10 protein-coding genes and 1 pseudogene are annotated in these 13,263 nt (G+C 60.3%); 4 read left to right on the top strand and 7 right to left on the bottom strand.

Features of this window, described 5'->3' with window-relative positions:
• Positions 1 to 51 precede the first annotated feature (51 nt).
• On the top strand, positions 52 to 411 hold the full coding sequence (locus NK718_RS15510) for a helix-turn-helix domain-containing protein (protein WP_256515651.1): 360 nt from the start codon (positions 52 to 54) through the stop codon (positions 409 to 411).
• Between the two features lie 52 nt (positions 412 to 463).
• Here NK718_RS15510 and NK718_RS15505 read toward each other — a convergent pair whose 3' ends face one another.
• A complete protein-coding gene (locus NK718_RS15505; RefSeq protein WP_254744084.1) occupies positions 464 to 2,992 on the bottom strand; it encodes a DEAD/DEAH box helicase family protein in 2,529 nt (842 codons plus the stop codon).
• 137 nt (positions 2,993 to 3,129) lie between these two features.
• Here NK718_RS15505 and NK718_RS15500 point away from each other — a divergent pair, with 137 nt between their 5' ends.
• Positions 3,130 to 4,896, top strand: coding sequence for an ATP-dependent nuclease (locus NK718_RS15500; RefSeq protein ID WP_254744082.1), 1,767 nt, complete (start codon positions 3,130 to 3,132; stop codon positions 4,894 to 4,896).
• Positions 4,897 to 4,913: 17 nt separating this feature from the next.
• A complete protein-coding gene (locus tag NK718_RS15495) occupies positions 4,914 to 6,371 on the top strand; it encodes a UvrD-helicase domain-containing protein (protein WP_254744080.1) in 1,458 nt (485 codons plus the stop codon).
• Between the two features lie 235 nt (positions 6,372 to 6,606).
• On the opposite strand, the gene NK718_RS15490 is transcribed toward NK718_RS15495, so the two are convergent.
• From NK718_RS15490 to NK718_RS15475, 4 genes are all read right to left on the bottom strand, one after another.
• Complete coding sequence (locus NK718_RS15490) at positions 6,607 to 7,665, bottom strand: tyrosine-type recombinase/integrase (protein ID WP_254744078.1); 1,059 nt, start codon at positions 7,663 to 7,665, stop codon at positions 6,607 to 6,609.
• On the bottom strand, positions 7,662 to 9,422 hold the full coding sequence (locus NK718_RS15485; protein WP_254744076.1) for a site-specific integrase: 1,761 nt from the start codon (positions 9,420 to 9,422) through the stop codon (positions 7,662 to 7,664). Before NK718_RS15485 ends, NK718_RS15490 begins: the two co-directional genes overlap by 4 nt.
• Positions 9,423 to 9,562: 140 nt before the next feature.
• Positions 9,563 to 9,802, bottom strand: a complete 240-nt coding sequence (locus NK718_RS22205; protein WP_254744074.1) for a helix-turn-helix domain-containing protein — start codon at positions 9,800 to 9,802, stop codon at positions 9,563 to 9,565.
• A 216-nt stretch (positions 9,803 to 10,018) separates the two neighbouring features.
• A complete protein-coding gene (locus tag NK718_RS15475) occupies positions 10,019 to 10,561 on the bottom strand; it encodes a hypothetical protein (protein ID WP_254744072.1) in 543 nt (180 codons plus the stop codon).
• A 373-nt stretch (positions 10,562 to 10,934) separates the two neighbouring features.
• Between NK718_RS15475 and NK718_RS15470 the strand changes: the two genes are divergently transcribed.
• Entirely contained in the window at positions 10,935 to 12,218 is a 1,284-nt protein-coding gene (locus tag NK718_RS15470; RefSeq protein ID WP_254744070.1) for an RNA-dependent RNA polymerase family protein, read from the top strand.
• A 116-nt stretch (positions 12,219 to 12,334) separates the two neighbouring features.
• Here NK718_RS15470 and NK718_RS22200 read toward each other — a convergent pair whose 3' ends face one another.
• Together NK718_RS22200 and NK718_RS22195 are read right to left on the bottom strand one after the other, a co-directional pair.
• Positions 12,335 to 12,727 carry a hypothetical protein gene (locus NK718_RS22200; RefSeq protein ID WP_371877301.1) on the bottom strand — a complete coding sequence of 131 codons (393 nt, stop codon included), beginning with the start codon at positions 12,725 to 12,727 and terminating at the stop codon, positions 12,335 to 12,337.
• 142 nt (positions 12,728 to 12,869) lie between these two features.
• Positions 12,870 to 13,256 (bottom strand): annotated as a pseudogene (locus NK718_RS22195) (transposase); the annotation flags it as partial.
• Positions 13,257 to 13,263: the final 7 nt, after the last annotated feature.

Here is a 13,263-nt window from a genome sequence, read left to right as displayed (position 1 = left end):
CCATTGAAACCGATCAGCAGACCCGCAGAGTAGCTTAAACCAGCCGGGAATCTGTCCAAGGATCGGGGAGTAGCTCAGTTGGCCGGTATCAGTGCGGCTATGGTCGGCAAGATAGAGAGCGGTGCTAGTGCTGGCAGCTTCGAGACAATCGAGCGCCTTGCGAAGGCTTTGAAGGTCGAACCCGCGGAATTATTCAGCACGCATGTGATTGGGAGCCAAGTAACTGAAGGGCCATATAAAGAAATCAACAAGAAACTAGCCCAGCTTCAACCAGACGAACTGGTATGGTTGTCTACGGTTGTATCCCTTGTTCTGGCGAAGCCAGATAGTCAACGCCGAGGGGATGCGAAGTTTGAATGGTCATCTACAACACAAAATCTGAGGAAATTAAAGAAGCCAAAAGAAACCTGATACGCATCCGCTTGTGACCCTTCTGCGACTTTGGGAATGTTGGCGGACCTTGCTATGCGCCTTTCCCTGCCGCCTCTTCAAAGGCGACGAGATATGTACTCTTGATTCCGTCCGGCGTCAGTTTCGCCTGCTGGAGCGCCGCCTCGCAACGCTCCCGAAGCGCGTCGACCTTGCCCGGACTCCCAGCCAAGTCCCTTAGAACACCACGCAGGGCACCGACCAGCTTGGTGATTTCGCTTAACCGGAGCGCGTAGCTCCCCGCCGCGCTGGCCTTCTTATCCGCGATGGCCTCCGGCAAGGCCGAAACCCGCACTGATTCTCGACCAGGATAGGCACCCTTGAACCAATTTTCGGCTTCGAGCAGTTGCGCGTGATCACTCTTGTAGAGCGGATTGCCTTCTTTCTTGCTTTTAGCTTCGATCACGAAGTCGAACGCCGCGCCGGTGCGCCAGAGAACGTCAGGTCCCTTGTTGTAGACCTTCTCAGGACGCTCAGCCTCGAAGCCAAGGTAAGTGCCTAGATTGGCCAGCGCCTCTTCATAGCGCGCCGCTGACGCTTCGGGCACGAGCTCTGTCACTGCTTCGTCAAAGTCGGCTAGCAAGGCGCCGCGCAGATCGTATTCGAGCAACCGCCCGACAATCGCCGCGGACTGTTTGCCGGGGATTGGTCGTGGGACGTATGGAGGCCGAACCTTGGGCGGTGAATGGTTGTTACTGATGGAGAAGGCGCTTGTTTGGAACTTCTGGCCGCGGGCATCTTCATCCATCTGATAGGCAATGCGGGCAGCGGAAGCCGACAGCCATGCACGGCGCTGGCCGTCCGATTTAAGTTCATCGTCCCCGATCAGGCTCTCCAAAGTCTGAAGAGCCTTCTCGTACTGGCCGAGCCTCTGGAGCTTGAACGCTTTGCGCTCGCCGCCGGCAACTCGAAGCGCCAGCATGTTGACCGGTACAGCGTGCGCGGCTTCGGCTAGTTCCGACGCGTGGTACGCCACCCAATCGACGTCGCGGTTCAGGCATTTCATCACCGTCTGATGCACCTCCTTCACTGTCGTGACGGTCTCGCTCATCTCTTGGCCCATGGTGAGCTGTACCCGCGTACTGGCAGTTAGAAAGGCAAGGTTGCTCTTGCGACCGATCCAGCCGACCAGGCGACTTCCGATCAGCATCACCGCGCAATAGTCCCCGCCGCCTCGCGTCCCGCGCCCAATGCCCTGCTCAATTCTCTGAGCCAATAGCGAGCTGACGGCGGAGTCCGCGACAACATTCACGCGATAAACGTCATAATCCGAGGTGCCCTGGGGCAAGTTGTCCATGACTAGGAACCGGCAGGCGTTGCCGGCAAGATCGATCCCATCATAACGGTTTGCGAGGACCACGGGGCCATAGCTTGCGCCGGCCTGCATGGCTGCGATCTGCTCGCTCACGACTTTGGCCGTGCTGGGGTATTCTGCGACATCCTTCCACTGCTCGGCCGCCGGACCCGATGGGGTCAGAATCAACGCGCCGCACTTCTTCTCCGCCAGCTTCACGGCGATGTTCTTGACCATTGGCGTGATAGGCGTTCCCGAGAGCTTCATCAGCTCGGGAATGAGGATCATCCTCTCGCCGACACCGGCGAGGGAGGCCGATGTGATGGGCTTGCCGACTGCGTCTGCAGACGCACCAAAGGTTCTCACGATCTCGCTGTCGTCCGCGATTGTCGCCGACATGTAAATGCGGCGACTGCAATCCTCAAAGGTCGGCAGAAGATCAACTGGTGGGAAAATTGGCGTGATGGTCACTGACTTGCGGCTAAATAGGCAATGACAAACGGCCAAATTGTCCCGTAGGAACGGCCACACGAAAGGGTCGATCTCGTCGACAACTACAGCCAAATATCGCTCGATCTCTGGAAGTTTGCGCTGCCAGGCCCAGCTCGGCACTTCCATCACGCCAAAGTCTTTGCCGCTTATCACGTCCGCGAACGAACCGCTCCGCCCAACTTCCTTGAACGCGGTGCGAAAACGGCCGGCGAGATCGGAATAGACGTCCTCATGCTCCTTGGCTGAGATTGAGAGGCTAAAGGCTTCTCGTACTGAGGAAAGCGCCACATGCGCGTCGTCTAGAATGATGGTACCAGCCTTGACGATTTCGTGTCCCGAGTTGCGGACGCCGAACTTGCTACGGCCGTTAAACAGGGTTTCATAAGATCCGACGAGGACGCTTTTCCCTTCATAGAAATCGCCAGGAAGCGGCTGTTTTTTGACGTAGGGCACAGCAGAGATACCGTACTCCTTGCTCTTTGCGATCACCTGATCAACAAGTTGATTTGTGGGCGCCAAGTAGATGACCGGCTCACCGAGCTCGTTCATCACCGATTGCGCCATTAGGAGCGCGACGAGGGTCTTGCCACCTCCAGTGTGAAGTTTGACCACCACATCGCGGTCTGTACGACGGGCAAACCAGGCATCGAGTACTTCCGCCTGGCTGGCGTAGAGGTCGTTGATGCCGGGCGGCTTTGGTAGGGCATTGAAGATCTCACGGGGATTGATAGGCTTCGGCTTGGCCTTGCTCTCCCGAAGCTTCTTAAAATCAACCATTTAATCCCCCATGGCGCCTGGTGACGGCAGATCCCGCATAAGATTATCCTATCGGCTCGAGCTTGCCATGATAGTCTGTGCAACATGTCGGCGATCGGGCTCGCGATGTCAGTTGAGAAGTGCGACCCGGGGCGAAGATGCCGTCAGCGATAATTCGACACCTCGATATCAGAGGCTTCCGCGGGGTGCGCCGCTTGAGTTGGTCTCCGCATCCCGAGTTGAACGTCATCGTAGGGGCCGCCGATGGAGGAAAGTCGACCCTCCTGGAAGCCATCGCCCTGCTGTTTTCGCCGGCCCCCAACTATGGGTTGACCGAGTTCGACTACCATGGGCGGAACCTTGTCGCAGGCTTCTCCATCCAGGCGGTTCTGTCGTTCAGCGACATTGGCATCATGCGCGAAGAGGGCTTCCCGGCACCGCCGATGCAAGGTTGGCTCAACGGCAAGCTAACTGATTTGCCGGACGAGGCGGGCGCGGAACCCGTTTTGGTCTGCCGGCTAACGGGCACGCCTGATCAGGAGTCGCTCTATGAGATCATTGGCGCTGGCGGCGAGATTCGCTCCCCGTTCAGTCGTGCCATGCGGCGCCGTATCTCGTTGGCCCGGCTTGGTGTAGGCGACCGTGGGGACCGGGACCTTCGGCTTGTTCAGGGCGGCGCTCTGGATCGATACCTCCAGGGCCAGGAGGTCCGTCAGACCGCCCTTCAAGCAGTTATGAAGACGCCCTTGCACGACCAACTCGACGCCGGTCCGAAGTTGGCGTTGAGGACGATTAGCGAAGGCTTCAAGACCCGCAATCTTCCCCATCCGGTGAGGCTTGGTCTTGTTGGAACGCCGGGTGTCTCCTTGGCGGCGAGCGTAGGCCTTACCGTTGGGAAGGATGATCCCACCTCATTGCCGCTCTCAGCGTGGGGCACCGGCACGCGCAGACTGGCGGCGCTTGAGATTTCTACGCTAGGGGTCAGCGCTGAGGCCATTGCGGTCATTGACGAGCCGGAAACGGGGCTAGAGCCTTACCGCCAGCGCGTGTTTATCCGCGATCTCGCGGCGCGCGGCCGCCAAGCCTTCGTCACCACGCACGCACCGTCCGTTCTCGCCCAAGCCGCACGTGCAACCTCGCAAACTTGGCGGATCGGCGATGCGCTGCATCCCACTACGCCAGGCGAGAGTTCTGGAGAAGGCGCGGTCGATGAGTCGGCTTCTCATGCGCTCTTTGTTATAGCGGGGGCCGAGTTGGCCTTAATCGCCGCGACCCAGGCGGAAGCGCTGTTCGCGAAGCTTCCCGTGGTTTGCGAGGGTGCAAGCGAAGTCGGCTTCGCGACTCGTATGTTTGAACATCGGTTCGGTGAGGGCTTCGCGTGCCGGGGGATCTACTGCCTCGACGCGGGAGGTCACTACAAAGCGCTTCCGATCTGCAAGGCTCTACTGGCGGCCGGCTTTCCCGTGGCCGCGGTGGTCGACGACGAAGGCAAGAGAAGCGGGAGCTGGGCCACTGTTTCCCAGGTTGCGAACATCTTGAGGTGGGGCAACGGGGCGTGTCTCGAAATGGCGGTTCTGTCAACGATGCCGGATGCCCAGCTTCAAGAAGTCCACCTTTGGGCCGAACAGGTCACTCATCGAAATGCGGCCCATCAGATGGCGGAAATCCGTCGAGAGCTTTCCTCGGAGAAGGGCTTGTCAATCGCCGAAATGTTCGCGAACGCTGGCAGGGACGCATTCTTGGCCGCCGTGCTCGCCAGCGCCTGCCCCAAGCCCGATGCCAACAAGAAACCGCGCGGGTGGTTCAAGAGCTTCGACGGGGGTTATCTCCTGGCGGACAAGCTGCTAGAGGTCAGCCCCACACCAAGCCTCATGACGGAGGTTGGGGCCTTCCTTGTCGCCGTCGAGACGGCCACTTCCCCGTGACTGGATGGCTCGACGACGTGCTCCACTCGGACGCGCCCCTGGTCGTGGTCGAGGCAGCGGCGGGTTGTGGCAAGACGTGGACCGCGGCGAAGTTCGCCAAGGAGATGTCCGCCCGGCTTACTTATGAGCGGGTGCTGCTGCTTTCGCACACCCATGGCGCCTGCGGTGAGTTCCACCGGCGCTGTGTCGGCCCAGGCCTTCGCATCGACGTAGAGACCTGTGACAGCTTCGCCCTCAAGGTCGTTGGACCCTATGCCGCCGCGCTAGGTCTGCCTTATCCATTCGACCATTTGGTAGGCCGCCCAGGTCTGCCATTCGAAACGATCCGTGCGAAGGCGGTGGATCTGGTCCAGCGTTCGCCTACAGTCGCGCGCCTGATCAGCGCCCGTTATCCTGTGATCATCCTTGACGAACACCAGGACGCCAGCCTCTCTCAGCATCAGCTTGTGATGACCTTGATGACAGTCGGCGGTTCACGCTTGCGGGTCTTTGGTGACCCTATGCAAGCGCTCCACAGTGGAAGCCGCGAAGACTACGTCGATTGGGATACCCTATGGGCGAGCTGTAGCGACCGGTGGCAACTCACCGAGCCGAAGCGGTGGAACGAGGCTCCGGAACTCGGCAAATGGATCACGGCGGCGCGCACGAAACTGAAGGCTGGCGGATCAATTGGATTGCACGACGCGCCGTCTGAAGTCCGCGTCCGCCCTGAGACCGGATTGGCGGGCCGTAAAAAGCTTAAGAACCCACGACTGGCAGGGGAGATCCTGCACGCATTCTTGGATGACGGACACGGACGGGCCGCCGTGATTGCTCACATGAGCGACATGGTGCGCGCGCTGGCCCAGGCTGCAAGCTGGCGAGCCGGGGTCAACGAGGGCGCTGTGCTCGAGCATCTGGACCGTCTTCTCTCGGAAGCGGAGAAGGAAGCCGGGACAGCAGCCGACGTCGCGGCCGGATTTCTGACCTTCGCCAGCGACATAGGTTCAGGCTTCCCCAAGGCGTTGCGGGAGAGCCTCGGCAGTCGAGTGGGTGCTCAGCTCAACCTCGTTCGGGCCGGGGCCAGCCAGTCGCCCTGGCTCCATGCACTTGAGCCGATCTATGCCGAGCCCAGCCACCGCGGCCTTGCCACGGCCATGGAGCGATTGATCAGGAATCCGCCGGCCGGATATCGGATTCGCCTCCGCGACCACGCCGCTGCGCTTCGAGCGATTGGATGGACCGATGATCCGCGCGGCCACCTCCACGCGCTCAGTCGGCTACGCCGCCAGCGCAGCTTGCCCCAATTGAGCACGAGCACGGTCCATAAGGCCAAGGGACTGGAGTTTCGCCGCGTCCTAGTGTGTCCGGCCGATGCTCAGCAGTATCCGTCCGGTGCCTATGGCGCGCGCCTGTTTTATGTCGCGATAAGCCGCGCCACACATCAGTTGACCATTGTCACCGATGCGCTTTCGCCAATGGTCCATCTGCAGTAGACCCCTTCTTTTGATTTGCTCTACTGCGGCAACGACGAACCTTCGACACCGACGTCCTGCGCTCACGACGCGAGTTCAGCGAAGAAGTTAGCTGCTCAGGTGGACTGTGGACACGTTCTGGAGGTGAATAGTTTAGCCGAATCGCGAATGTCCGACTCTCGGAGCAAGCCCAAGGTTCGGAGGTGGCGCAAAAGGGGGCTGGATTGGACGCAGATTTGATCTCTCCGGACGACACTCATTTTTCAAGCTGTTTGATTGCCTCGTTCAGGGCCCTGAATGCCGACTGTTCGTCCGCAAACACGTAATACCTTTCTGACGTCCGGAACTCTGTATGCCCGAGAATAGACGGAACGATGCCGACATGGTCGGGGCTCTCGTTGGCGATCGAACTCCCCGCCGCATGACGGAATTCATGGAGATTGATCCGTCTCCCGAACGCCATCTCAGTTAGGGCAACGACCTCGGTGGCCAACGATTTAGCGTAGATTGGACGGCCCATGCCCGAGATGAAGAACCGTTCGCTTGCTGAATTTCTCACCGCGAGCAACCGCGGCCGGTAAACCTCGAGGTAGAGCCTGATCGGGCCGGTGAGGGCCTGCGGGAGCGGACCACCGCGACTCTGGCGTCCCTTCATCTCGTCCCCGGTGAAGTGGAGCCGGAAGACTGCGCCCTCCTCGATCAGGTTCTTGCCGATGTCGATGGAGGCGAGATTGGCACGCCTCATCAGCGGGCGGGCCGCGAGCATCGCGATCGCCAAGCCATTGCGGAATGCCAGCGCCTGCTCCCTCGGCGTGAGCCTCCTGCTCTGGTCCGCTTTTCTCATCACTCGCCAGCCGAGTTCGAACAGTTCGCGGCTCGACGGAAGGCCGGTGTGGCTTTTGACCGGTGTCGAAACCGCATTGAGTCGTTGGATTGCGGTCAGTGTCCAGCCCCAGTCACCTTCGGGCGCGAGCGCCAGGAACATGTGGCGCAGGCCCATCATGTGGATCATCAAGGTCCGCGGTTTGCAGCCCTTGGCGCGGAGATCCTGAAGGTAGGCGAGAACGCGAGACTTGTTCGCGCGAGCGCTCGGCGTCTCGGTTTCGATCAGAAGCCCCTGCGACTTGAGCCAGGCGAGCCACAGCCCGTAAATGCGAACGAACAGCTGCTTCGAAGTCGGCCGCCATCTGGAAGCAGCTGGGCTCACCTCGATGAGCTCATACCGCGGCTCCTGGGCTGACTCCCATGCGATCCGATCGGCATGGGGCCATTCGTCGAGCGGCAGGGCGCGCTTGTTGGGCGGTGTCCAACTCATGACGGACGCCTCCGATCCGGATGCGCTTCGAGCCCGAGCAAGACGGCGTCGAAATGCCGGAACGCCTCCTCGGCCTCCAGGTCGCAGTAATACCTCACAGTGGTCTCGCGGGCTCGGTGCCCCAGGATGAGCTGGACGCTCTCGTAATCGCCGGGGTTGACCGAGAGGTAGAGCTTTGCGGCGACGTGGCGGAAGCTGTGGGGGTTGATCGCGAACCCAATGTAGGAACGCATGAGGCGCTGGATGTCGGCGGACATCACGCCCGGCTTCTTGTATTTTCCGTTCGGCGCCGGAAACAGCCACGGGCTCTCGCCCTCCACGAGCACCGGGCGATACTTGCGCAAATAGAGGTCGAGCATCGCCACGGTGGAACGCGGCAGCGGCACCTCCAGGGTCTTCCTGTTCTTCACCTGGTCCGGCGGGTAGAGCAGCGCCACCGACCCGCTCTTTCCGACCGACCGGATGATGTTGGTGTCCAGCCGCGTCGTGAGGAGATTCGAGATCCGCAAGGGGGCCCGCTGGGCGATCCTGATCCACAGCGCCGTGGCCACGCGATTGGCCGTAGCCCGATCGATCGATTTCTCCTTCTCTGCATCGCGCAGGATCAGTTCGGAGACGGCCAGGAAGGCACGCACATTTGGAAGGTCGCGCAAGGGCGCCAGCGACCGGCGTGCGCTGTGGGGCAGCCCCTCGTGCTGCGGCCGAACCTTGGACGTGAGGATCTTCAATTTCTGGAGATCAGAGGCAGGCAGGCGGACCCAGTGCTGGGCGATCATCAGCAAGTCGGTCGCGATCCCGTACATCTGCGAGTTGCGCAGCTTGCCCTCGGCACGCCGGACGAAGAACTGCAATCCACGATTGATTGTCGCAGGGGAGACCAAGCTGGCCAGGCTCGTCATCTGCTCGACGTTGACGACCCCTTCGATGACGAGCACCGACGCGAACTGGCGGACCCGGTAGCGGATCAGGTTCGCCGTCGACGTGCGAATAGGCGGCGTGCGACGGGCGTCCTCGGCAAAAAGCTCCTCTTCAGTCAGGAGGGAGTCGATCGCAAAGGTCGTCTCGGGAGTGGCCCGGGATGACAGATAGGCCTCGAGGTCGTCCCACAGGCTCTGCGGAAACGCGGAGGCTTCCAGGACGTAGCGCTCGGCGATGTAATTGATCGTCACAGTCTGCGACCCGAGACCCGGAACGGCCTGGATGAGCTGGTTCCAGGCGTGCCGCGACATCCGTTCGACATTGTGCGGCTTCTTCACGGTGCTCCGCCGAATGGTTTCTGCGAAGGCGGTCATGACGGTCTCGTCGATTCCTTCAGGCAGGATGGCCCGCTCGCTTGCGTAGCGGAACAAAGCGCGGAGCCTGATGACCTGCCAGCGGCTGGTCGCGTAGGCCAGCAAGGCCGCATATTCAGGCGCAAGCGGCGTGCGCGACCGACGCCTGACCATGCGCTTATTCGCATAAGCAAGCGTCGCGTCGAGCAGGCTCCTGCAGTTCTGGAACCGGCCCCTGCTCATGGCCACCGTTACCTCCGTCACGTTCGCCAGCCGCTCGGCAAAGAGGCGGGGATCCGCCGGCGTGCTCTCGAGCTGGATGTGGAGGCGGCCGCAGAGGGTCCTCACCGCGGAGCAGATGTCAGCGCGGCGCTTGTCGGAGAACGTCGCATCCGCGGCGATCGCCTTCAGGACGGCCCCGATGGAAGGGGAAGAGGCGCCATATTCCTCAGGCGAGGAGTTTCGTGAAAATGCGATGGTCACCATCGTGAACTCCGTGGGAATTTCGTGGAAGCGAGGCGAAATTCGTGAGTTCGTCGCCTTTTGAGTTTACCGGCCTTGGCGGCAGACCTTGTCACGACCGCTTCGAAAGGCGCGGACACAGGGGCAATGGCGGGGAATCCTGGCTACCACTGCTTGGAAACGAAGAGGGACAGGTGGTCCGAGCGAATGCGGATCTGCCGTCCGACCCGCAGGATCGGAATGTCCTTGTCACTGATGATCCGCCGAGCGGTTTTGGTGCAGACCTGAAGCTGCTGGGCGACCTGCCGGATCGTCAGGAACTGAACCTCGGGCGCCTCGGCTCGCGGCCGTTCGGCCGCCTTCGCATTACGAAGTGTGGGCAGAGTTGGTATCGAGATGGCCACTTAATCCTCCCAACGAGCGGCCCAAAGCGGGCGGAAATGTTCATTGATTCAACAACATGGGAGGACTCGGGGGAAGCGGCGGTCGCCTGGGTGGTTGCATTCTGAGTCATGGCGGGAACGACCGCCAAGGGCAGCGACAATCCGAAAAACTGGTAATCTCGCTCGTGTTATGGGTGAAACCCGTAACTGAGGTCGTTGCCGTGCCCTCCGGCTATCTCAATGCCACGTCGGCGTTTCGTCTGGCTCGATGTTTTGGGCAGCGCATTTCAAGGCGGCGATGAGGGCGCTTTCCTTGTGGACGAGGCCCTTGCCGCGCTTCTTCGCCCCGAATGCCATTAGGACTTGCTCGACGATTCCATAATCGACAGGCGAGAAATAGAACAGAACGCAGCGCGAGTGGGCGTCGGGAACCTTGCCCGCCAGGACCTGCGCGAGATCGCGGGCCGTGTGGGCTTCCGCGTAGGCCAGCAGCTCTTTGAGGTTCTCTCCTGAGGCATAGGGCGTGATGATGCTGAGCTTCGTCCAGCCAATCCGTCGGGCGCGGTCGTCGTCGCCGAGCTGCTCGAGCAGCAAGGACAGCCGGATCAGATAGTACGCCTTGCGGCGACCAATGTGTCCTTCTTCGATCAGGCGCTCGAACTCCGGACGGTCCTCGATCCACAGCTTCGACATCGCGCGGGCGACCTCGATGAAGTTGTTGGCGACCGAACTCAGGAGCTGCGTTGCGGTCTCGAAGAGACCCAGATCCTCTTTGTCCATGACCCCTGTTCCTGTGGTGATGAAAAGATGATGGCAAATGACCGCTGGGTGACAATGGTTTTGTCGATGCCAGCCCGAACACGCTGATGTCGGTGAGTCCGACATGAATACGGACGCCACGGAGCATGTGTGTGAGGGGAAGGAAAGCCGTCGTTTTTCTATAGAGCTGTAGGCGCGACGCAGGGCACCGCCTGGTCGACATGATTTGCCTGGACTCGAAGTTGTACCACCTGTCCATTCGACGACTTTACTTGGCTCGCGATTCCAAACCAGATCGGCACTGTTGCAGCGTCAATCGATGCTGTCGATCGGGCTCACGAAGAGCGGAGTTGCCTCTCACATTTAGTGCAATTGATTGCAAATGGATCGGGCGATGGTGGACGGCATCAAATACGGCGGGGATCTCTCCGCGAAGGCCAAGAAAGAGCTGGATCTGCGTGTTCAGGCCGCCCAGGCTGCTTCCAACATCCTCTCGAAGAAGCTTTCCGAGGCAGTGAAGTTCGACAGCGAGACGGCCTGGGACATCCAGTTCGAGATGCTCTTTGGAGAGGACGCCATCCTCGCCTGCCACGTCGCCGCCGCGCTGAAGATGAAACGGTGCCAGCGGCCCAGCCTTCAGGAAATCTTTGCGCTCACGAAAACCGCGGATATCTCCAAGCCCATCTCCGAGCTTGTCTATGTTCGCTCCCTCCATAAGGGAAACGGGAAACACCGTTTCATCTGCAGCTTCGGGATCCAGCATCGCGCCGCGCAGGAGATCTGCCGCAGGGCGATGGCGCCGTTCTTTGTGCCGAAGCGCTTCCAGTGCATTGGGCCAGAGGGCTATCACGCTGCCGTCGCCAAGACGCTCGCGCGGTTGGAAGCGGGCTTCGACCACGCGTGCGTATTGGACATCGTTCACTGTTTCCAGAGTTTCGATGAGGCTCGCCTTGTCGAAATCTTGCCGCTGCCTGACGCAGTGGTGAGAAATGTCGCCCTAGGCGACACGATGGCTATGAGAGTAGGACATCAGGGTCTTCCCTCTGGTATCTCTCGCTCGTACGCCCTCCAGCAGGCCCGCCAGGGAATCCCGCAGGGCTCCTGCCACTCCCCGCACATCCAGGCGTTTACTGTCAGCAAGCTCACGTGGTCGAAAGAGTGTGTTCTGATGCAGAACTACGCCGACGACTTTGCGCTGCTGGCGATGTCGGGCGCCATGTTGACGGATGCAAGGGAAGAGCTGGGAGAACGCGTACGGAAGCTCCCTGGCGGGCATTTCGAACTCGCAACCAAGAGCGAAGGGACGTTGCAGTCGGGTTTCCGGTTCCTGGGGCACGATTTCATCGAAAAAGACGGAAAAATTCAGGCTCTCATGCCGCCTTCGGCGTGGCACAAGATCGTCAGCAAGCTGAACAAGCTAGACGATGAATTTGCCGACTTGCTTTCGAAGAAGCACGACCCGCTGGGGGCGAAGAAGATCCTGATCAAGCAGTTGGCAGTGGTTCGAGGTTATGAGCAGTCATACAAGAGTTGTTCGAACTTGGCACGATATCTTGAGCCGCTGTTTATTACCATAGAAGACAATGCGAAGCTCGTCGGTGTAAATCTCAAAGAACTAGAAATCATGGCAAAGCCGCTGATCGATCGATACCACGTCTATACGAATTCCCTTTCGTGATTTTTGTACGGCAGGCTATCGCCCGAGGGGATAGTGCTGAATTGAGCTACTTCCCGAAATCGGGACTGTGATGGAAGCTGCGAATTGGCGTCTGCTGATCTCCATGAACGAGGAAATCAGAGCATCAGCAAACGCGGGAAACATGACGTCGGCTTAAAGGCTCCCGTGCCGTTGGAAGCCGTGAAGGGCGAGCGCACGGTGTCGGAGCTGGCCGCCGAGCCCTCTTGTCGACAACATCCGTGTCTGTCGGCTTGCCGGGACGGGAGAATTCCAGGGTCACGCCCTTCGAATAGGCCACAGATTGTCAACATCGAGTGAGGATCAGGCTGCGGTTTTGACCAGGGGCCGGGTGTGCAGCTCGTGAACTGGCGAGCGCTGAGGTAGCCCAGCGCCGAGTGCAGGCGAGTTTTGTTGTAGATCTGATCGATGAAGCGCGGAAGGTGGTCGGCGACGTCTTTGAACGTGTCGTAGGCCATCGGGTGCACGGCTTTGATCTTCAAGGTCTTCATAGTGCTCTCGGCCCTGGCATTGTCGTAGTGATTGCCGCGCAGCCCGTCGAGCCGACCAGTCCGTGATCCGCAAGCGCTGGCCGGTAGGATCCGGCTCCGTACGGCGATCCAATGTCGACGTGATGCACGCAACCTGCGGCGTTCTGCGCTGCGCCACGGCGGAGCGCAGAGCGGCGAGCGTCAGGCGCACGTTCATCGAGCGGCCAATGGTGCAGCCGACGACCCAGCGTGACCAGAGGTCCAAGACGACCGCGACGTAGACGAAGCCGCTCGAGATTGCGACGTAGGTGATGTCCGCGACCCAGAGCTGGTTCGGTCCGTCCAGCGCCATGTCCTTCGCCAGTTCAGGAAAATCGGCAGATTGTGGTTGCTGTCGGTGGTGGGGATGGCGCGGTTGCAAATCTTGCCCACGCATCAGGCGGCGGGCCTTCTGATGTTTTACGATGAAACTGCACTGGCGGAGCTCCGCCTGCATGCGGCGGTAACCGTAGGCCTCGAAGCTGTCGGCGATGGAGCGCGCGATGCCCATCAGCCGG

The sequence above is a fragment of the Alsobacter ponti genome, from assembly GCF_024294805.1.
GTDB lineage: Bacteria > Pseudomonadota > Alphaproteobacteria > Rhizobiales > Beijerinckiaceae > Alsobacter > Alsobacter ponti.
The sequence above is the reverse complement of the archived record's forward strand: the minus strand, read 5'-3'. Positions and strand labels throughout refer to the sequence as shown.

What these genes read in the sequence shown, in the direction of transcription:
- NK718_RS15505 (WP_254744084.1), bottom strand. Translation starts at nt 2,992, where the DNA reads ATGGTTGATTTTAAGAAGCTTCGGGAGAGCAAGGCCAAGCCGAAGCCT.
- NK718_RS15470 (WP_254744070.1), top strand. Translation starts at nt 10,935, where the DNA reads ATGGTGGACGGCATCAAATACGGCGGGGATCTCTCCGCGAAGGCCAAG.
- NK718_RS15500 (WP_254744082.1), top strand. Translation starts at nt 3,130, where the DNA reads ATGCCGTCAGCGATAATTCGACACCTCGATATCAGAGGCTTCCGCGGG.
- NK718_RS15490 (WP_254744078.1), bottom strand. Translation starts at nt 7,665, where the DNA reads ATGAGTTGGACACCGCCCAACAAGCGCGCCCTGCCGCTCGACGAATGG.
- NK718_RS15475 (WP_254744072.1), bottom strand. Translation starts at nt 10,561, where the DNA reads ATGGACAAAGAGGATCTGGGTCTCTTCGAGACCGCAACGCAGCTCCTG.
- NK718_RS15485 (WP_254744076.1), bottom strand. Translation starts at nt 9,422, where the DNA reads ATGGTGACCATCGCATTTTCACGAAACTCCTCGCCTGAGGAATATGGC.
- NK718_RS22200 (WP_371877301.1), bottom strand. Translation starts at nt 12,727, where the DNA reads ATGAAGACCTTGAAGATCAAAGCCGTGCACCCGATGGCCTACGACACG.